Origin of the sequence: Streptomyces sp. NPDC102360, assembly GCF_044766085.1 — a bacterium.
Taxonomy (GTDB): domain Bacteria; phylum Actinomycetota; class Actinomycetes; order Streptomycetales; family Streptomycetaceae; genus Streptomyces.
This window is the reverse complement of record NZ_JBIWLG010000008.1, coordinates 318303-338000: the sequence shown is the minus strand read 5'-3', so window position 1 is coordinate 338000 and position 19698 is coordinate 318303. Positions and strand designations below refer to the sequence as shown.

At 70.5% G+C, this 19698-nt stretch carries 13 protein-coding genes and 2 pseudogenes; 9 read left to right on the top strand and 6 right to left on the bottom strand.

Annotated elements, in window-relative coordinates:
- Window positions 1-27: 27 nt before the first annotated feature.
- Complete coding sequence (locus ACIRHA_RS29145) at window positions 28-1416, top strand: S8 family serine peptidase (RefSeq protein WP_403851888.1); 1389 nt, start codon at window positions 28-30, stop codon at window positions 1414-1416.
- Between the two features lie 80 nt (window positions 1417-1496).
- Here the strand turns inward: ACIRHA_RS29145 and ACIRHA_RS29140 are convergent, their stop codons facing one another.
- The gene (locus ACIRHA_RS29140) at window positions 1497-2159 is read right to left on the bottom strand and encodes a hypothetical protein (protein WP_403851885.1); all 663 of its coding nucleotides are present in this window, start codon (window positions 2157-2159) and stop codon (window positions 1497-1499) included.
- Between the two features lie 461 nt (window positions 2160-2620).
- On the opposite strand from ACIRHA_RS29140, the gene ACIRHA_RS29135 reads away from it, so the two are divergent.
- Window positions 2621-2920, top strand: a complete 300-nt coding sequence (locus ACIRHA_RS29135; RefSeq protein ID WP_403851882.1) for a DUF397 domain-containing protein — start codon at window positions 2621-2623, stop codon at window positions 2918-2920.
- 21 nt (window positions 2921-2941) lie between these two features.
- On the opposite strand, the gene ACIRHA_RS29130 is transcribed toward ACIRHA_RS29135, so the two are convergent.
- The 3 genes from ACIRHA_RS29130 to ACIRHA_RS29120 form a co-directional block, all read right to left on the bottom strand.
- Window positions 2942-3817: a serine/threonine protein kinase gene (locus tag ACIRHA_RS29130; RefSeq protein ID WP_403851879.1), complete on the bottom strand. Its 876-nt coding sequence runs from the start codon at window positions 3815-3817 to the stop codon at window positions 2942-2944.
- 21 nt (window positions 3818-3838) lie between these two features.
- Window positions 3839-5935: a protein kinase gene (locus ACIRHA_RS29125; RefSeq protein ID WP_403851876.1), complete on the bottom strand. Its 2097-nt coding sequence runs from the start codon at window positions 5933-5935 to the stop codon at window positions 3839-3841.
- 88 nt (window positions 5936-6023) lie between these two features.
- Window positions 6024-8231: a protein kinase gene (locus ACIRHA_RS29120; protein ID WP_403851874.1), complete on the bottom strand. Its 2208-nt coding sequence runs from the start codon at window positions 8229-8231 to the stop codon at window positions 6024-6026.
- A gap of 295 nt (window positions 8232-8526) precedes the next feature.
- On the opposite strand from ACIRHA_RS29120, the pseudogene ACIRHA_RS29115 reads away from it, so the two are divergent.
- From ACIRHA_RS29115 to ACIRHA_RS29085, 7 genes and pseudogenes are all read left to right on the top strand, one after another.
- Window positions 8527-8655 (top strand): annotated as a pseudogene (locus ACIRHA_RS29115) (SCO5717 family growth-regulating ATPase); the annotation flags it as partial.
- Between the two features lie 1644 nt (window positions 8656-10299).
- Window positions 10300-11718: pseudogene (locus tag ACIRHA_RS29110) on the top strand (AAA family ATPase); the annotation flags it as partial.
- A 372-nt stretch (window positions 11719-12090) separates the two neighbouring features.
- On the top strand, window positions 12091-13983 hold the full coding sequence (locus tag ACIRHA_RS29105; protein ID WP_403851871.1) for an ABC transporter substrate-binding protein: 1893 nt from the start codon (window positions 12091-12093) through the stop codon (window positions 13981-13983).
- A 38-nt stretch (window positions 13984-14021) separates the two neighbouring features.
- On the top strand, window positions 14022-15110 hold the full coding sequence (locus ACIRHA_RS29100; RefSeq protein ID WP_403851869.1) for an ABC transporter permease: 1089 nt from the start codon (window positions 14022-14024) through the stop codon (window positions 15108-15110).
- Window positions 15107-16051 (top strand): ABC transporter permease, encoded by a 945-nt coding sequence (locus ACIRHA_RS29095; protein WP_403851866.1) that lies wholly within the window; start codon window positions 15107-15109, stop codon window positions 16049-16051. The genes ACIRHA_RS29100 and ACIRHA_RS29095 overlap by 4 nt, the downstream gene beginning before the upstream one ends.
- Window positions 16048-17043 (top strand): ABC transporter ATP-binding protein, encoded by a 996-nt coding sequence (locus tag ACIRHA_RS29090; RefSeq protein WP_403851864.1) that lies wholly within the window; start codon window positions 16048-16050, stop codon window positions 17041-17043. The genes ACIRHA_RS29095 and ACIRHA_RS29090 overlap by 4 nt, the downstream gene beginning before the upstream one ends.
- Window positions 17040-18056, top strand: coding sequence for an oligopeptide/dipeptide ABC transporter ATP-binding protein (locus ACIRHA_RS29085; protein ID WP_403851861.1), 1017 nt, complete (start codon window positions 17040-17042; stop codon window positions 18054-18056). The genes ACIRHA_RS29090 and ACIRHA_RS29085 overlap by 4 nt, the downstream gene beginning before the upstream one ends.
- 71 nt (window positions 18057-18127) lie before the next feature.
- On the opposite strand, the gene ACIRHA_RS29080 is transcribed toward ACIRHA_RS29085, so the two are convergent.
- Together ACIRHA_RS29080 and ACIRHA_RS29075 are read right to left on the bottom strand one after the other, a co-directional pair.
- Window positions 18128-18598, bottom strand: coding sequence for a carboxymuconolactone decarboxylase family protein (locus ACIRHA_RS29080; protein ID WP_403851858.1), 471 nt, complete (start codon window positions 18596-18598; stop codon window positions 18128-18130).
- A gap of 104 nt (window positions 18599-18702) precedes the next feature.
- Window positions 18703-19653, bottom strand: coding sequence for a bifunctional riboflavin kinase/FAD synthetase (locus ACIRHA_RS29075; protein WP_403851855.1), 951 nt, complete (start codon window positions 19651-19653; stop codon window positions 18703-18705).
- Window positions 19654-19698: the final 45 nt, after the last annotated feature.

Sequence of the window (19698 nt, the reverse complement as noted above, 5' to 3'; positions counted from 1 at the left end):
GGAACCAACACAGAAAGGTGGCAGAGCATGCGCTTCGCGCACAGGACGCTCCGCGCGATCGGTGGCGCAGCCATGGTGGGAGCCCTTGTGCTCGGCACCGCATCGGCCGCATCGGCGGACGCGACCCGCGACAAGCAGTGGCAGAACAAGGCGTTCGACATCGACGCCGTCCACAAGGTCGCCACGGGCAAGGGTGTCACCGTCGCCGTACTCGACGACGGCGTCGACAGCACGCACCCCGACCTGACGGGCAACGTGCTTGCAGGAAAGCGGTGTTCGGACGGCAGGCCAGCCAACAAGGAGACCCGCGACGACCACGGCTCGGGAATGGCTTCTCTGATCGCGGGCCACGGGCACGGGGCCGGGAACAGCGAAGGCGTGCTGGGAATCGCCCCGGATGCGAAGATCCTGCCCGTTGACCTCTTTGCCACTGAGGGCGGCGCCCTCGGCAAGAACGGCAAGGAAGCCTGTGAATGGGACGAAGCGATCCGCTACGCCGTCGACCAGGGTGCCGACGTCATCAGCATCTCCATCGAACAAGGCTACGCAGACGAAGCAGACAAAGAAGCCATCGCTTACGCGCTGGCCCACAATGTTGTAGTCGTCCAGTCGTCCGGCAACGACGGTGTAGAGGAGAAGCGCGGCCTCGGCTCCGTTCCCGGCGTCACCCAAGTCGGTGGTTCCGTCCAGAACGGAACCCCCTGGGCCGAAGAGAACTACTCTAAGAAACTCATGTTCACGGCCCCCGCCAAGGACATCATCGTCGCCACCAGCCAAGGCGGCTTCGAGACCGATGACGGCCAGTTCGTCAAGGGTGACTACGTCACCGGCGACGGAACCTCCATGTCGACCGCCATCACCTCCGGCACCTTCGCCCTCCTCAAGCAGAAGTACCCGGACTACACCCCCGGCCAGCTGGTCAACCGTGTCATCAAGTCCACGTACATCGCCAAGGGCGTCGACAAGTCGAAGCTGCCCGACGCTTACCACGGTTACGGCGACCTGAGCCCGCTCAAGGCGCTCACCGCGAACATCCCCAAGGGCGGTGCGAACGGCCCATGGGACCTGTCCGCGCTCCCGAAGGGTTCGGGAGACAAGGCTGATGGAGCCTCCTCGCCCGCCACCGACAACGCGTCAAGCGCCTCGAATGACGACGACAGCTCCAACGTGTTCCTCTACGTCGGCATCGGCATCGCCGCGCTCGTCATCATCGTGGTGATCGTCGTCATCGTCGTCGTGTCCCGCAACAAGAACAACCGTGGCGGCCCGGGCGGACCCGGCGCCCCCGGCACCATGCCCCCGCACGCCTACCAGCAGGCCGGATACCAGCAGGGCGGCTACCCGCCCCAGGCCCCGCAGCAGCCCGGCCCCTACGGACAGCAGCAGCAACCGCCGTGGGGTCCCCCGCGCCAGTAGGCGCCTGACGCCCAATAGTTGACGCACCGAGGCCCGTGACCATCCATCTGGTCACGGGCCTCGCGCATGCGTCTACGCGCCTAGTTCTCCACTCGCATTTCGCTGCGGACGTGTCCCGTGAGCTCCGCCGCCTCCTCGGTCGTCAGGCCGAACGTGCCGTCGTACGGAGTGACCACCCCGACCGTCGCGTAGTCGGCCCAGCCGCACACCGTCGTCTCAGTGGCGGGGTTGTCGTCGTCCCAATTGTCCACCCTGAGGTCCGCGCACCTCATCACCGCGTCACCCTCGAGCGAGTCCGCCTCCGTGTCCTCCTCCACGCCCAGCGATGAGACGACGTGGCCGGGGGCCTTGTCTGTAGCTTCGCGGAGCTTGTCACCCACGAGTTCGAAGTAGTAGGCCAAGGCCAGTTCGGGGTTGTTGAACCTGCCGTAGCCACCCGTAACCGAGAACCTCTTGCTGTTCCCCGCACGCTGCAACGCGTCCTGGGCCGCGCCCATGTCAGAGGTGTCGACGTTGTCGACGAGCTCGTCGGAGTAGCTGACGGCGATCTCCGTCGGCTTCTCCATCTCGTGCCACTCCAGCTTCTTGGGATCCTCCGTCGCGAGGTCGGGATCCGCCGGGTCGCCGGCGCGGTAGTACGTGGCGAAGGACATCGTCGACGGCGCGGTCAGCTTGTGTGGGCCGTCGTCGTCCGGGCCCTGCGCGTCGCGGATCCAGAACAGGCCGAAGCCGATCAGCGTCATCAACGCCGCCCCACACGCGACGAACGCCAAGGTCTTCCCCAGACCTCCGCGGCGTGGCGGCGGCCGATATCCACCCGGCTGCTGCGGGAACCCGTAACCGCCGTACGGCGGTTGCCCGGGCTGCCCCGGCTGCTGCCCGTACGGGCCCGGCGGCGGCCCCGGCTGCCCATACGACTGAGGCGGGACCGGATGACCCGGTTGTCCGTACGGTCCCGGCTGCGCGCCGTACGGCCCCGGTTGTTGGGGTTGGCCGGCGTACGGGCCCGGATGGTTGCTGCTCACTGCTGGAGTCCTCCCCGTGCTGATGCGTCAGGACATCCTCCCGGACGGACCGGACCCGTGCGTCCATCGGGCCGCTGCCTCCACCAAAGAGTCCCGTTTCGTCGGCTCACCGTGGTCGCCGGTCAACCCCCACTAAGCTGACGGTGATTGTCACAAGGCGACGAAAGGGCTGGTGCGGCGTGGGGACTTCAGGCGAGACGCCGGAGGAGATCGAGGCCCGTAAGGAGCGCGAGAAGAACGAGTTGTACGCGCTCGACATCTCCGGCGTCGAGTGGGAGAGCGCGCCCGGTACCGAGCAGGACGAGGAGCGCGTCGAGATCGCGAAGCTGCCGGACGGTGCCGTGGCGATGCGTTCGTCGCTGGAGCCGGAGACGGTGCTGCGGTACACCGAGGCCGAGTGGACGGCGTTCGTACTCGGCGCCCGGGACGGGGAGTTCGACCTGGAGCCGGCTCCGCGCAATGGTGGCGCGGAGGCCTAGGACCCTCACCGTGGTCGTCGGCTACGGCGTCGGTAGGTCCGCGTCCAGTACCGATGCCGCCTGGTGTGCCAGCGCCGCGACGAGGCGGGCCGGTAGCCAGCCGGGGGTCAGCAGGCCCGAGGCGTGGTCCGTGGCGCCGAAGCCGACCGGTTGACGTGCCGCGCCCGTGCCCGCGCTCAACTCACCTACGACGTCCGCCAGTTGCGGCCGCTGCACCGGGTCCCGGGACAGGCACCTGCTGATCAGCGAGCGGAGCGGCGCCGGGAGTTCCTCCCGTTCGGGCACCGTGTGGCCCGTCGCGGCGTACGCGAGGGTCGCGCCCAGCGCGTACACGTCGCCGAGGGGGCGCGGATGTCCGCCTGCCGCCTGCTCCGGGGCGAGGGCAGTGACGTCGACGCCCGGCAGGTCGCGCCGCATCGCTCCATCCGGCGCCGCCGCCCGTACCGTGCCGAAGCAGTCGAGGCGCGGGCCGTCGAAGGAGAGCAGGACGGCCGCCGGGGAGAGGCCCGCGTGGACGAGGCTCTGGCCGTGGATGACGGACAGTGTCTCGGCGAGTGCGACACCGAGGGCGCGGACGGTGTGCTCCGGCAGCGGGCCGCCGTGGAGTGCGAGCGCGGTCCGCAGGGGCAGTACCGGGATATACGGGCGTGCGTGCCAGGGGGCTCCGCCCGGTGGCGCCAGCTCGGCGGTCGGAAGTGTCCAGCTGCCCAACAGGTAGCGCGCCGCGTCCGCTTCGGCCATGAAGCGGTTCGGGTCCACGCCGGGGGCGGGGGTGCTGAGGAGGACGGTGCGGTCACCGCCGGGGGTGCGGGCGATGTGGCGGACGACGGCGTGGTCGGTGGGGTCGATGGAGGTGAGCAGGAGGTAGGGGCCCACCTGCTGCGCGGCGCTCTGCATGTGTCGTCAGTCCCTTCGGCCTCAGAAGGCGCTCAGCGCGTGCACGGCGCTGTCCATCAGCAGGAAGACCCGGTTCCCGGCGGCGGCGAGCTGCGTGTAGTGGGGCCGTGGGTAGCGCGTCGTCCAGACGTTCTTGCCGTCCTTCTGCGGGATGCCCTTCAACTGGAGTTCGCCGATTCCGTCACCGTCGTCGACGGACCACACGCTGGTGCCCTGCGTCAGCACGCGGCTGGTCGTGGACGGGCCGACCGCGAACCACTCCTGGTTGCCGTCGGCCCGGTTGTGGCAGCGGGTGACGTCGACGGCGTTGGCGTACACGTGGTTTCCCCGCACCTCGGGCGGACCCCACTTGCTGTACACGGAGTTGGCGCCGCCCAGCGGGAACGTGCTCCACTCCCGGTTTCCGTCGCGGAGCCTGTAGGCCTCCAGCGTCTTGCCGTTGAGGTAGACCATGCCGTCGGCGATGGCGGGGCGGACGACCGACTCCGACTCTTCGGACTGCGTCCATGCCGTACGGCCGTCACTGGTGCGCACCGCGAGCACCGTGCCGTCGGTGGACGGGACGACGAGGACGCCCCCGCCGACGGCGGCCGGGCCGTGCAGCTTCTTGCGGAACTTCGCGGGCACGGTGACGGTCCACCGCACCTCGGCGTCCTCGCTGTTGACGCAGCGCAGCCGGTCGTCCTTCGTGATCATGTACACCGCGTCGGCGCCGGCGGCGAGCAGCGTCTCGGCCTCGGCCTGCTCGCACGTCCATTTCGCGGCTCCGGTGGAGGGCACGAAGGTGTGCAGCGTCCCCTGTTCGTCCGCGCCCACGACGAGCCGGTCGGCCAGCGACACGTAGCCGGACCTGGCCCGCAGGCCGTCGGCTGACCAGCGCCGCTTGCCGGCCTTGACGCCGTACGCCCCGATGCCGCCGGAGCCGAGCGCGAAGACCAACACGTCGCGGACGGGCAGCAGTTCGGGTGAGGTGGCGTCGGCGGTGGTGACGGACCACAGCTTCATGGCTCCGCCGTTCTCGGCGTAGTCGTCGGCCGGCTTGGGCTTCAGCGCCTGTACGGGGGTCCTGGCCGCGGCCGGGATGTCGAACAGGGCGCTGTCGGGGCGCGAGCCGTACCACCACGCGGCCGTGCCGCCGCCCGCCGCGGCGACGGTGCCGCCGACGGCGAGCGTCGTCAGCAGGCGTCTTCGCGACATGGCGGGCTTCTGGAGTTGCTGCGCGCCGCCCACGATGGTGGTCGCCAGGTGCTTCGCCCCGGTCTCCCGCTCGGTGATCGCTTCGGCGATGGAGCCGCGCCGCCAGGCCTTCTCCGCCCCCTTGGGCGGGCGCATCGCCTCGGCGATCTGGGCGGGCGTGGGGCGGTGGGCGGGGTCCTTGGCGAGGCAGGGTGCGATCAGCGCCAGCAACTCCGGGTTGATTCCCTGGAGTTGAGGCTCGCCGTGCACCACTTCGTACTGCACCGCAGCCACGTGTCCGCCGTCGAACGCGCGCCGTCCACTGGCCGCGTACACGAGCACCGCGCCCAGCGAGAAGATGTCGGCGGCCGGTGTGACGCGGCGGCCGAGCACCTGCTCGGGGGCCCCGTATCCGGGGGTGACCGGCACCTCCCCTGTCGTGGTGAGGGTCAGTCCGTGCTCGGGGCGGGCGATGCCGAAGTCGATGACGCGCGGGCCCGTCGACGTCAGCACGATGTTCGGCGGCTTGAGGTCGCGGTGGATGAAGCCCGCCGCCTGGATGTCGGCGAGGGTGTGCGCGAGGGAGGCGGCAAGGGCGCGCAGGGCGGGCTCGGGCAGTGGCCCGTGTGCCTCGACGGCCTGGTCGAGGGTGAGGCCCGCGAGGAACTCGGTGGCCATCCACGGGCGGCCGCCCTCGGTCCACGCGCCGAGGACGTTCGCGACGCCCTTGCTGCGCACGGCCTGTGCGGCCTGCGCCTCGCGCACGAACCGCTGGGCGAGGTTCGTGTCGTGGGCGAGTTCGGGCTTGAGCACCTTGACCGCGGCGAGCGTCCCGGCGCCGTCCTGACCGACGTACACCTTGCCCATGCCGCCTTCGCCGAGCACGCCGAGGACGCGGTAGGGACCGAGGCGGAGGGGGTCGCCGATGCCGAGGGGTTTCATGTGGGGCCTTCTGCCGGGGAGGCGGTCGCGGAACGTATGTGCGTGGGGGGATGTGTCACTTCACGGGAATGTGTCACATCATTCGGAGTCACTTCATGGGGTACGCGGCGAGTTTGGCGGTGTCGCTCAGGGAGAAGATCCGCGTGCGCTCAGGGTTCGCGTAGAAGCGGTCGCCGTCCGTCTTGTACGTCCACGAGACCGCGTGGCTGTCGAGGTCGACGCCGCGCAACTGGGCGCCGTTGCGGTAGTACGCGCATTGTTCACCGATGAGCGGCCGCCAGGCCCTGGACTGCTCGTCGGCGGTGCCGTCCTTCTCCACCCACAGCCGCTCGCCGCTGCCCGCCTTGTACGCGGCGAGCCCGACGCCCTCGCCCACGGCGTACACGACACCGCCGTTCAGCGTCGGCGGCCCGAACGCGCGGCCTTCGGGCGTCTGCCACTGCGCCTTGCCGTCCTTGAGACGCACCGCGCGGAGCCGGGTGCCGCCGATGTAGAGGTACGTGTCGTCGGCCGCCATCGCGGCCCACAGCGTGGCGACGTCGTCGACGAGGTAGGGGACGTTCCACAGGATGCCGCCGGTCTTCAAGTCCCGTACGACGATGTGGGGTTCGTCCTCCTTCATCTGCTGGTACGTGACGAGGCGCCCGCCGGCCACCGTCGCGCCGAGGAAGTACATGGACTGGTCGAGCTCGTCCCTGCGGGGCAGCGGCCGCGACCACAGGGTCTTGCCGGTCCGGCAGTTCACGGCGCGCAGCGTCCACTTCTGCGCGGGCGCGTAGCCGATCTTGTCGCCCTTGCCCTTGCCCACGGCCACGTAGGCGATGTCGTCGGCGACACAGAGGAGTTGGTTCCCCTCCAGGTGGTCGGTGGTGTCGGCGAGGCGGGCGAGCGTCTTGAGCTTCTTACCGGTGCGCGGGGCGATCGTTTCGAGGGTGACGGGCGCTCCGGCCTTGTCGTCCTCGGACACGTTGTAGACCAGGTGGTAGAGCTTGCCGTCCGCGGCGGTCCACTGCCATCCGCTGCCGATGTGCTCGTCCCACTTCTTCGCGCCGTCGGACACGGCGAAGCCGCGGGCGTACCCGCGCATGGCGACGGCCACCCCGTCGACGATGGCCGGGATCATCGACTTTCCGCCGTCGACGACGCTGGTCTCGAAGTAGCCCTCGTCCTTCCAGAGGGGGTCGAGGTCACGTCGGTCGCGGGTGTCGGAGGCGGCCTTGGAGACCGCCGCCTTCCTCTCCTCCTGCGAGGAGCGGCCGGTCCACCACCAGGCGCCGCCGGCCGCGACCGCGCCGACGCCGAGGACTCCTCCGGCGGCGAGGAAGCGGCGCCGCGACACGGGGCCGGTCCCGGTGGCGTCCACGGCGGTGGTCTGCGGGAGCGTGTGCGTCAGGGGCGCGGGCAGCCGCTGCGGGATGGTCTGCCATACGTCGGTGGCCCGGCGCCCGATGTCACCGAGCAGCGCACCGGACAGATGATCAGCGAACTCCCCTGCTCCTGTGTGCAGTTGGGTCGACAGCTCGTGGGTAGCAGGGCGCCGCGCCGGATCCTTGTCGAGGCAGCGCGCCAGTACGGGGACGAGCCCGGCGGGCACGCTCGTGAGGTCCGGCTCGCCGTACCGCACGCGGTACAGCAGGTCGGCGGCCTGCCCGTTCCCGAACGCGCCGCTGCCACGGGCCGCGAACACGAGCACTCCGGCGAGCGCGAACACGTCTCCGGCCGGGCCGTGTTCCTGACCGGTGGCCTGCTCGGGTGACATGAACGCGGGGGTGCCCACGGCGGATCCGACGCGGGTCAGGCGGTCGTCGCCGATGGCCCGAGCGATACCGAAGTCGATGACCTTCGGGCCGTACGCCGTGAGGAGGATGTTGGACGGCTTGAGGTCGCGGTGCACGACGTCGCTGCGGTGCAGTTGCCCAAGTGCTCCGCACAGGGCGGCGCCCAGCGCGCGGACGGTCGCCTCGGGCATCGGCCCGCCTGCCTCTACGGCTTCATCGAGCGGCGGACCGAGTACGTATTCGGTGGCCAGCCAGGGCGTCTCGGCGAGCGGGTCCGCGTCCACGACCTTCGCGCCGAACTGTCCGCCGATGACGCGGGCGGCGTCGATCTCGAGCCGGAACCGGGTCCGGGCGGCGTGGTCGGCGGCGAGCCGGGCGTGCATCGTCTTCACGGCGACGGTTCGCCCGCCGGCGGTCCGCGCGACGTACACCGTGCCCATCCCGCCGCTGCCGAGGCGCCCGACGAGGTGGAAGGGGCCGAGGTGTACGGGGTCGTCGTGGGTGAGCGCGGTAGGCATGAGGTGAGTTCTCGCCGGGGTCGGGTGCGGAGCGGTCAGCTGGGGTGCGCTGCGCACCCGGGCGGGGCGCCACCCCTGATCCGATGCCGCACGCCACGTCCTCCCCGCCGCCGTCCGAGCCACGACCTCCCCAGTCACGGCGCGGCGAGTCTAGTCGACGGGGTGTGGGCGGGCCTGCCGTGCGGGCGGTTTTGGTGATTAGGCTGGGAGAGGACGTGCCCTGTGTTCCCGCTGTTTCCGCGCGCGTCCGGGGAGCGGGGGGCACGCCGGGTGCTCGACCACACCAGGAGGCGTTGTGAGCAGCGATCGGGACGATGTCCGCGGGGACGGCGATTCACCTGCCGGTGCGGGGGCCGGGGCGGGGACCGGTGTCGAGCAGACGGGCAAGTTCACGATCGACTACGCGCCACCGCCCTGGTACGAGCAGGCGAGTTCGCGTGGCGGAGAGGCGAACTGGGAGGCGGGGGCGCCGGGGGCGCTGGCTGGTGAGGCGGGGGCGCTGGTTGGTGCGGCGGAGGCACCGACTGGTGCGGCCGAGGCGCCGGTTGGTGCGGCGGAGACGCCGGTAGCGCCGGTTGGTGCGGCAGGGGCGCTGGCTGGTGCGCCGGTGGCGCCGACTGGTGCGGCGGATGCGCCAGTGGCGCCGGTAGCGCCAGTTGGTGCGCCGGTGGCGCCGACTGGTATGGCGGAGGCGCCGGTAGTGCCGGTTGGTGCGGCCGAGGCGCCGGTTGGTGCGGCAGGGGCGCTGGCTGGTGCGGCGGGGGCACCGACTGGTGCGCCGGAGGCGCCAGTTGGTGCGGAGGTTGCGCCTGGCGGTGGGAGCGGCGAGCTGGAGGACCGGGGTCCGGAGAACGGAGGCCTGGCCGACGGGGGTCTGAACAGCGGCGACCTGGACAGCGGGACCACCCTGCGTTTCTCCGCGCCCTCGCTGAAGCGGAACTTCGAGGAGCTCGCCGCACTCGGGGAGCCGCCGGCTCCCGCGCCCACGGAGAGCCCCGATGAGCGGTCCCGCGCATGGGTCGACGCCCACCGCGTACACGTCGACATCGACACGGGGAGCGCCCGCGCGCAGCCGACCGAAGCCGCCCCACCGGCCCCGGACTTCCCCCTCGCGGCCCCGCACACCGAGGAGCCCGACGCGACGCCCACGGCCACGCCAACAGCGCCCACCGCCGCCCCCACGTCACCCGCCGCGGACCCCGCGGTGACCGCGCCCGAACCCATCACTGACACCCCGACGGCAGCTCCCGCGCCCCCAATCCCCGGCGCCACACCGGCCATCGCGGGCACCCCGGTTCCCAGCGACGCGCCCAACGCTCCGGTGGGCTGGGCTCCCCCGCCCCCTCCGGAAGGCGGGGTTCCCCCGTTGCCGCCGTCGTTCCAGCCGGCCGCGCCGCCCACGGCCCCGCGGTGGAGCGCCCCCGCGCCCGGCCAACCACCCCTGGCAGCCCCGTACACCCCGCCCGCACAGCCCGCCGCGGCCCCACCGCAGCCCCAGGGCGCATACGGCTTCCCTCAGCCACCCGGCCAACCGGCACCCGCGGCTGCGCGCCAGCCTCTGCCACCGCAGGGTGAATACGGCCCTCCGCAGCCTCACCCCCACGCCCAGGCCGCCCCACCCACACCAAACACGCACCCCGACTATGGCTTCCCGCAGCCCGCGCCCAACGCACCGGCACCACAGCCGAGTTACGGGTCACCTCACCCGTCGACCTCAGGCCAGCAGCCCCCTGACACACCCACGCCACCGACCGGCTACGGCTTCCCGCAACCCGACCCCAACACGCCCTCACCACAGCCAAGTCACGGACCCCCGCAACCTCCACCCCCAGGCCAGCAGCCCCCCGACACACCCACGCCACCCACCGGCCACGACTTCCCGCAACCCGACCCCAACACACCCTCACCACAGCCAAGTCACGGACCCCCGCAACCTCCACCCCCAGGCCAGCAGCCCCCCGACACACCCACGCCACAGCCCAGTTACGGGCACCCGCAACCACCAACCCACCCGGCATCGCCGGCCCCAAGCCCGCAGACACCCAACGCACCCACGCCACCGCCCACGTACGGCTTCCCTCAGCCTTCGGCCCAACCGAGCCTCCCGGCACCACCGGCCCCAGGACAGCCACTCACCGGGCCCACGCCCCAACCCGGCTACGGCTTCCCCCAACCCGCGGCCCAACCGGCACCGACCCACCAGGGCCAGCGCCCCAGCACCCCCACGCCCCAACCCGGCTACAGCTTCCCCCCGCCGGGCCAACCACAGCCACCGGCGTACCCCGCCCAGGGCCACCCCGCCTTCGGCTCCCCGCCCAGCCAAGCGCCCGCCCCACCGGCGCCCGCCCCACCGGCAGCGGCCTACGGTTCCCCTCTCCCCGGTCAACCACAACCACCCGCCCAACCGCTGCCCCCAGCCCAACCGGCGCCCGCGCCCAACGCCCAACCCCCGCAGGGCTACCCCAGCCCCGCCCCCGCCTGGCAGCAGCCCGCCCCACCCGAGCAGCACCACCAGCCCCCGCAACCGCAACCGCGCCCGCACCCCCACGCCCCCGGCGACAACGCCCCCCTCGGTTACACCGCCGCCGTCGAGTTGTCCGCCGAGCGGCTCGTCAACAGCAAGCGGCAGAAGCAGCGGAGCAAGGCGCCCGGTGCGGGCGGCGGGAGGTTCAAGTTCGGCGGGAGGAAGGAAGAGGAGGAGCGGCAGCGGAAGCTGGACCTCATCCGCACTCCGGTCTCGTCCTGCTACCGGATCGCCGTGATCAGCCTCAAGGGCGGCGTCGGCAAGACGACCACCACGACGGCCCTCGGCTCGACCCTCGCCTCGGAGCGCCAGGACAAGATCCTCGCGATCGACGCCAACCCGGACGCCGGCACCCTCGGCCGCCGCGTCCGCCGCGAGACCGGCGCCACCATCCGCGACCTGGTGCAGAACATCCCGCACCTGCACTCGTACGCGGACATCCGGCAGTACACCTCCCAGACCCCCTCCGGCCTGGAGATCATCGCCAACGACGTGGAGCCGGAGGTCTCCTCGACGTTCGACGACGCCGACTACCGCCGCGCGATCGACGTACTCGGCCGGCACTACCCGGTCGTCCTGACCGACTCCGGAACCGGCCTGCTGTACTCCGCGATGCGCGGAGTCCTCGACCTCGCGGACCAGTTGATCATCATCTCGACCCCGTCGGTGGACGGCGCCTCCAGCGCGAGCACGACCCTCGACTGGCTGTCGGCGCACGGGTACACCGAACTCGTCCGGCACTCCCTCACCGTGATCTCCGGCGTCCGCGACACCGGCAAGATGATCAAGGTGGACGACATCGTCGGCCACTTCAGGACCCGCTGCCGCGGCGTGACCGTCATCCCCTTCGACGAGCACCTGGCGGCCGGCGCGGAGGTCGACCTCGACATGATGCGCCCCAAGGTGCGGGAGGCGTACTTCGACCTGTCCGCGATGGTCGCCGAAGGCTTCGGCCGCACCCAACTGCCGCCTCCGCCACAGCGGTAGCCCTCCAGCGGCCCCACGTACACGTACTCACGCGTACTGACACGTACGCGCACGCAAAAGGTCCGCATCCGTCGAACACCGGTGCGGACCTTTTGCGTGTCCTGCACCCATCCGGGTGCCATCCCCTGGCCTGCAAAGCATCAGAGGTCTCGACCAATGTGCGTGAAATGCAGGTCAACTCGTTATTTCCGCAGGCCACATGGGGTTCACCCGCCGTTGACGTTCCTCAACTGCCGCTGGTAAACCAACACTTCAGTCGACCTGAAAACTCACGAAATCCCAGATCCAGCCCAGCTGTGCGAGCGATGCGCGAGGTCACCGCCGATGGACACACCAGCTCAGCAAGACATGGACCACAGAACGGCCCGCCCCCCGCGGCGCGGAGTGCGGATACTCCTCGCGGCCGGCGCCGCGGCGTTCACCCTGACGGCAGGCCTCGCCACGCCACTCAACCCGGCGCCGCAACAGGCCAACGCCACTTCCTCCCACGCCGCCGCCAAGGCCAACGCCGACAGCGGCAAGAAGAAGACCCTCACCGTGGCCGTCGCGCAGAGCGTCGACTCGCTGAGCCCGTTCCTGGCGACGCGCCTGGTCAGTACGAGCATCCTCCGTCTGATGTACGAGTACCCGACCAACTACGACCCGAAGGACAACCACGTCATCCAGGGCTTCGCCACCAAGTGGAAGCCCTCGGCCGACAAGCTGACGTGGACGTACACCATCCGCTCCGACTCGAAGTGGTCCGACGGTCAGCAGGCCACCGCCCACGACGCCGCCTTCACCTTCAACAAGATGATGACGGACGACGCGGCGGCGACCGCCAACGGCTCGTTCGTCGGCAACTTCAAGAAGGTCACCGCGCCCAGCGACACCAAGCTCGTCGTCGAGCTGAAGAAGCCGCAGGCGACGATGACGTCCCTCGACATCCCGATCGTGCCCGAGCACATCTGGAAGGACGTCAAGGACTACTCGAAGTTCAATAATGACGACAAGTTCCCGATCGTCGGGAACGGTCCGTACATCGTGACCGGCTACAAGGCCGACCAGTACGTGAAGCTGAAGCGCAACCCGGAGTTCTGGCGCAAGACGAAGACGCCGCAGTTCGACAACATCGTCTTCAAGGCCTACAAGGACCAGGACGCCGCGGTCGCCGCCCTGCGCAAGGGCGAGGTCTCCTTCGTGGCCGGCTCCCCCGCCCTGACGCCCGCCCAGGCGGCGTCCCTCAAGGGCGAGAAGGACATCAAGGTCAACGAGGGCCCCGGCCGCCGCTTCTACGCGATCGCGGTGAACCCCGGCTGGAAGACCAAGAGCGGCAAGAAGTTCGGCGACGGCAACCCTGCGCTGCTCGACCAGGACTTCCGCCAGGCACTCTTCAAGTCCGTCGACACCAAGGCGATCGTCGACAAGGTCTTCCAGGGCCACGCCGTGCGCGGCCAGGGCTACATCCCGCCGCGCTTCCAGGACTACTACTGGCAGCCCTCGGGCGATCAGCAGCTGGGCTACGACCCGCAGGCCGCGGGCAAGATGCTCGACGACGCGGGCTACAAGATGAAGGACGGCAAGCGCGTCGGCAAGGACGGCAAGCCGATCAACCTGCGGATGCTGTGCCACGCCACCGACCCCAACGACAAGGCGGTCGGCAAGTACCTCAAGGAGTGGTGGGGCAAGATCGGCATCGGCCTCAAGCTCAACTGCGTCGACGACGTCTCCGTGCCCTGGTACGCCGGTGAGTACGACCTCGCCTTCGACGGCTGGTCGGTGAACCCGGACCCGGACTTCGTGCTCGGCATCCACACCTGCGCCGCCCTGCCGAGCAAGCCGAAGGAGGTCGCGCAGACCGACAACGGCATCTGCGACAAGACCTACGACAAGCTCTACAACCAGCAGCTCGCCGAGTACGACCCAGCCAAGCGCGCGGACACCGTGAAGAAGATGGAGTCCTGGCTCTACGACTCCGGCTACATGAATGTCATGGCGTACCCGAACGCGGTCGAGGCCTACCGCACCGACCAGATCAAGTCCATCCAGACGATGCCCACCGCGGCCGGCAACATCTACGGCCAGGACGGGTATTGGAGCTGGTGGTCGGCCGAACCCGCGGCCGCTTCGGACAGCGAGGACAGCGGTTCGTCCAGCTCCACCGGCATCGTGATCGGCATCGTGGTCGCGGCGCTCCTCGTCATCGGCGGCGGAGTGTTCGTGGCCAGGCGGCGCCGGACGACGGCGGACGAGCGCGAGTAAGCGAAGCGCGGCTACGCGAGTAAGAAGACATGTGAACCATGACAGCTGACAGCACTCCGGCGCTCGCGCGGTCCGCGGATGCGCAGACCGACGGCGACCCGGCTTCGGCCGGGCCGCCGTCGGCCGCCCGCGGCCCCCGGGCCCGCAACACCAAGGCGTACGTCCAGTACGCGCTCGCGAAGATCGGCGGCGCGATCGTCTCGCTCTTCGCCGTCCTCGTCACGAGCTTCTTCCTCTTCCGGCTCATCCCCTCCGACCCGGTCAAGCAGATGACCGGCGGCCGCAAGGTCTCCTCGGAGCAACTGCAGAACCTGCGCCACCAGTACGGCCTCGACCAGCCGATGTGGAAGCAGTTCACGTCGTACATCGGGGACGCGCTCTCCGGTGACTTCGGGACCTCGTTCCAGTTCCACACCCCGGTCATGGGCAAGATCCTCGACGCGCTCCCGGCGACGCTGCTGCTCACGGGCACGGCGTACGTCCTGTACTCGGCGCTCGGCATCTGGCTCGGCACGCGGACGGCGTGGCGCAACGGGTCGCGCAGCGACCGCTTCAACACGGCGTTCGCGCTGACCCTGTACTCGGTCCCGGCGTTCTGGCTGGGTCTGCTCCTCATCATCGTGTTCGCCGTCGGCATCGGGCCGATCCCCGGCATGTTCCCGACGGGCGGCCTCGACTCGGGCGGCGAGACCGGGCTCGCGTACGTCCTCGACGTCGCGCACCATCTGATCCTGCCGGTGATCACCCTGGTCGCGGTCGGCTACGCGCAGACGCTCCTCGTCATGCGCTCCTCGCTGCTCGACGAGATGGGCAGCGACTATCTGACGACCGCGCGTGCCAAGGGCCTCAAGGACGACCTGGTGCGCCGCAGGCACGCGGTGCCGAACGCGATGCTGCCGACGTTCACGCTGATGTTCGTGAACCTGGGGCATGTCGTCGCGGGGCAGATTCTCGTCGAGACCGTCTTCTCGTGGCCGGGCCTCGGCGGCCTGTTCTACCAGGCGCTCTCCGTGCCCGATCTGCCGCTCGTCCAGGGCCTGTTCTTCGTCTTCGCCACCGCGGTGATCCTCGCGAACACCCTCGCCGACATCCTCTATCCGCTGCTCGACCCGAGGGTGGGCCGATGACGACGACCGACACCGAAACCGACACCGCGCCCGCGAAGACACCGAAGGCGTCCAGCGCGCGGTCCCTCGCGCGCGCCCGCAAGCGCCAGTCCCTGGCCCGCTTCTGGAAGTCCTACCGCGCGCACCGCAGCGGCCTGTGGGGCCTCGGGCTGCTGATCCTGATCGCCCTGATCGCGATCCTCGCCCCGGTCCTGGTCGGCTCGGACGCGGAGAGCGTCACCGACGCGCCCGGTGGCCCGCTGGAAGGGCCGAGCGGTGAATTCCCGCTGGGTACCGACCAGTTCGGCCGCAGCGTGCTCGCCCTCCTGGTGTACGGGGCGCGCATCTCACTCACCGTGGGCCTGCTCGCGGCGTTCCTGTGCGTGGCGATCGGTACCGTCATCGGCATCGTCGCGGGCCACTTCCGCGGCTGGTACTCGACGGTCCTGATGCGCGTCACCGACTGGTTCCTGGTGATGCCGACGCTGGTCCTGGCCATCGCGCTCGCGACCGTCATGGACCGCTCGATGTGGACGGTGATCATCGCGATCGGCGTGACGACCTGGCCGACGACCGCGCGTCTCGTGCGCGCCCAGACCCTCTCGGTCGAGGCGCGCCCCTACATCGAGCGGGCGCGCGCGCTCGGCGGCAGCCACAGTCACGTCATGACCCGGCACGTGCTGCCGAACGTGATGCCGCTGGTCCTCGCCCAGACCACGATGATCATCTCCTCGGCGATCCTGACCGAGGCGACCCTCGCGTTCCTCGGCCTGTCCGACCCGACGGTCACCTCCTGGGGCGGCATGCTCCAGGACGCGCGCGAGGCGGGCGCGGTCAGCGCGGGCGACTGGTGGTACCTGGCCCCGCCCGGCATCGCCATCGCCATCGTCGCGCTCTCCTTCACCCTGTGCGGCCGCGCGGTCGAGTCCGTCCTGAACCCGAAGCTGGGGGCCCGCTCATGACGCTGCTTCAGGTGAAGGACCTGACGGTGACGTACGCCGGCGGGGCGCAGGCCGTCCGCGGCGTGAACCTCACCGTCGGGGCCGGGCAGAAGCTCGGCATCGCGGGCGAGTCCGGCTGCGGGAAGTCCACACTTGCGCTCGCGCTCCTTCGCCTGCTACCCAAGGACGCCAAGGTCACCGGCGAGATCCTGCTGAACGGCGAGGACGTCCTCGCCATGAAGTGGGGCCGGGTGCGGGCCGTCCGCTGGGCCGGCGCCTCGATCGTCTTCCAGGGCGCGATGCACTCGCTCAACGCCGTGCACCGCATCGGCGACCAGATCGCCGAGCCGATCCTCCTGCACAAGAAGGCGACGCAGGAGGGCGCGAAGAACAAGGTCGGCGAGCTGCTCGAACACGTGGGCCTCCCGGCGGCGCGCGCGAACGCCTATCCGCACGAGCTCTCGGGCGGCCAGCGCCAGCGCGTGATGATCGCGATGGCCCTCGCCTGCGAGCCGGACCTGATCATCGCCGACGAGCCGACGACGGCCCTGGACGTGATGATCCAGGCCCAGATCCTGCGCCTGATCGAGCAGTTGGTGGCGGAGGAGAACCTCGGCCTCGTCATGATCAGCCACGACCTGGCGGTCCTCTCCGACACCTGCGACCGGCTCGCGGTGATGTACGCGGGCCGCGTCGTCGAGGAGGGCCCGGCCCTCCAGGTCTACGAGGAGGCGGTGCACCCCTACGCGAAGGCGCTGTCGGGAGCGTTCCCGACGATCGGCGACCCGGCGTCCCGGTTCGCGCCGCGCGGCCTGCCCGGCGACCCGCCGGACCCGTCGGCACTGCCGTCCGGCTGCACGTTCCACCCGCGCTGTCCGGTGGCGCTCGACGTGTGTGCGAGCGAGGACCAGGTGCTGCGGGTGGCGGGTCCGGAGCGGCGGGCGGCGTGCGTGCACGTGGGCTCGAGTGACGCTTTGGGCACGGAAGTCGAAGCAAGGAGCACCACGGCATGACAGAAACGCTGCAGAAGCCGGACGGCTCTGTGCAGACCCTCCTCAGCGCCGACCAGCTGCACGTCACGTTCCCCGGCCGGCGCGGCGCCGCCGAGGCGCGGGCCGTGGACGGCGTCGACCTGGACATCGCGCCGGGTGAGATCGTGGCGCTCGTCGGCGAGTCCGGCTGTGGCAAGACGAGCCTGGCGCGCACCCTGCTCGGCCTGGAGAGGCCGACGTCCGGCAGGGTCACGTTCGCGGGCGAGCCGCTGGGCTACGCCTCGAAGGCCCTCAAGTCGTACCGCAAACGCGTCCAGTTGGTCCTTCAGGACCCGAGCGGCTCCCTGAACCCGCGGCACACGGTGTACGACGCGGTGGCCGAGGGGCTGCGCATCCACGGGTACGCGGGCGACGAACGCGAGGCGGTCACCAGCGCCCTGTCGCGCGCGGGACTTCGCCCTCCCGAGCGCTTCTTCCTGCGCTACCCGCACGAGCTGTCGGGCGGCCAGCGCCAGCGCGTGGTCATCGCGGGCGCACTGGTCCTCGACCCGGAACTCATCGTCGCGGACGAACCGGTGGCGTCTCTGGACGCTTCCGTACGGGGTGAGATCCTCGCCCTGCTGCTGCGCCTGCGGGACGATCTTGGCCTCTCCGCGCTCGTGGTCACGCACGACCTCGGCCTCGCGTGGAACATCGCGGACCGGGTGGCGGTGATGTACCTGGGCCGCATCGTGGAGACGGGCCGGGTGGAGGACGTCCTGACCTCGCCCCAACACCCGTATACACAGGCTCTGTTGTCGGTTCTCCCGGAGGCACCGGGTGAGCCGGTGGTCCTGACGGGCGAGCCCCCGGACCCGTCCCGCATCCCGGGCGGCTGCCGCTTCCACGCGCGCTGCCAGGTCCTGGCGGACGGCAGGGCGGAGGCGGCGGGGGTCGCCGACTCGTGCCGGACGGTGGATCTTCCGGTGCTGACGGGGGCGGCCACGTCGCAGGTGGCGTGCCATTGGGCGGCGGCGGGGGCCACCGCCGAGTAGCACGGCCCCAGAACGGTGAAGGCCCGGCTCCCCTCGGAGCCGGGCCTTCACGCGTGCGGTCCGAGTTCGGCTCAGCCGAACATGCCGGGCACGTAGTCGCCCGCCGGCTGCTGGGTCATCACGTTGAACCGGTTGAACGTGTTGATCATGGCGATGCAGCCGACCAGCGCGCCGAGCTGCGCCTCGTCGTAGTGCTTGGCGGCCTTCTCCCACACCTCGTCGGAGACCCCGGCGCTGTCCGCGATGCGGGTGCCCGCCTCGGCCAGCTCCAGGGCGGCCTTCTCGGCCTCGGTGAAGACCTTGGCCTCGCGCCAGGCGGCGACCAGGGCGAGCCTGACCGCCGTCTCACCGGCCTCGGCGGCGTCCTTGACGTGCATGTCCAGACAGCCCGAGCAGCCGTTGATCTGGCTGGCCCGGATCATGACCAGGTTCAGCGTCGGGGTCGGCACGCCCGAACCCTCGGCAGCCTTGCCCGCCGCGATGACGTGCTTGAGCATCTTGCCGATGACCGGGTTCTTGAAGAGGTCGAGTCGCGGTTCCATGAGGGGCTCCTTCGCACTCCGTCATAAGTGGTGACACCACTACGACGGAGCTCCCCGACCCGATGTGACACACCTGGACGTGACCTGGGTCACGCCGGTGCGGTTCAGGCCTTGGTCGCCTCGATGAGCTCACGCGCCTGCTTCACGTCGTCCGCGATCGCGGCGACGAGCTCGTCGAGCGACTCGAACTTGGCCATCCCGCGCACGAACGCCACGAACTCCACGGCGACGTGCAGGCCGTAGAGGTCGAGCCCGACCCGGTCGATGGCGTAGGCCTCGACCGTGCGTTCCGTCCCGTCGAACTGCGGGTTCGTGCCGACGGAGATCGCGGCGGGCATCGCCTCGTCGTTCACGTACAGCCATCCCGCGTAGACCCCGTCGGCCGGGATCGCGGTGTGCGGGAGCGTCTCGACGTTGGCGGTCGGGAAGCCGAGCTCGCGGCCGCGCTGCGCGCCGCGCACGACGACGCCCTCGACGCGGTGCGGACGGCCGAGGATCTCGGCGGCGCCCAGCACGTCGCCCTCGGCGACGAGCCGCCGGGTGAGCGTGGAAGAGAACGGCTGACCGTCACCGGCCGAGCCGCTGACGTACAGATCCACGACCTCGACCTCAAAGTCGTACGTCTGTCCCTGCTCGGCCAGGAAGTCGACATTGCCCGCGGCCTTGTGCCCGAAGCGGAAGTTGGGGCCCTCGACGACCACACGCGCGTGCAGCTTGTCGACGAGCACCTTCGCCACGAATTCGGCGGGCGACAGCTTCGAGAACTCGGTGGTGAACGGGAGGATCAGCACCGCGTCCACGCCGAGCTCGGCCATCAGTTCGGCGCGCCGGTGGTGCGGGGCGAGCAGCGGCGGGTGCGAACCCGGGCGCACGACCTCGCTGGGGTGCGGGTCGAAGGTGACCACGACGGCCGGGATGCCGAGCTCGCGCGCCCGCTCCACGGCCCGCCCGATGATCAACTGGTGCCCGCGATGCACCCCGTCGTAGGAGCCGATGGTGACGACGCTGCGCCCCCAGTCCTGGGGGATGTCCTCCAAGCCACGCCAGCGCTGCACGGTGATTGCCCCTCGCAAACCTGTGTCCGACCGTTTAGACCGTTG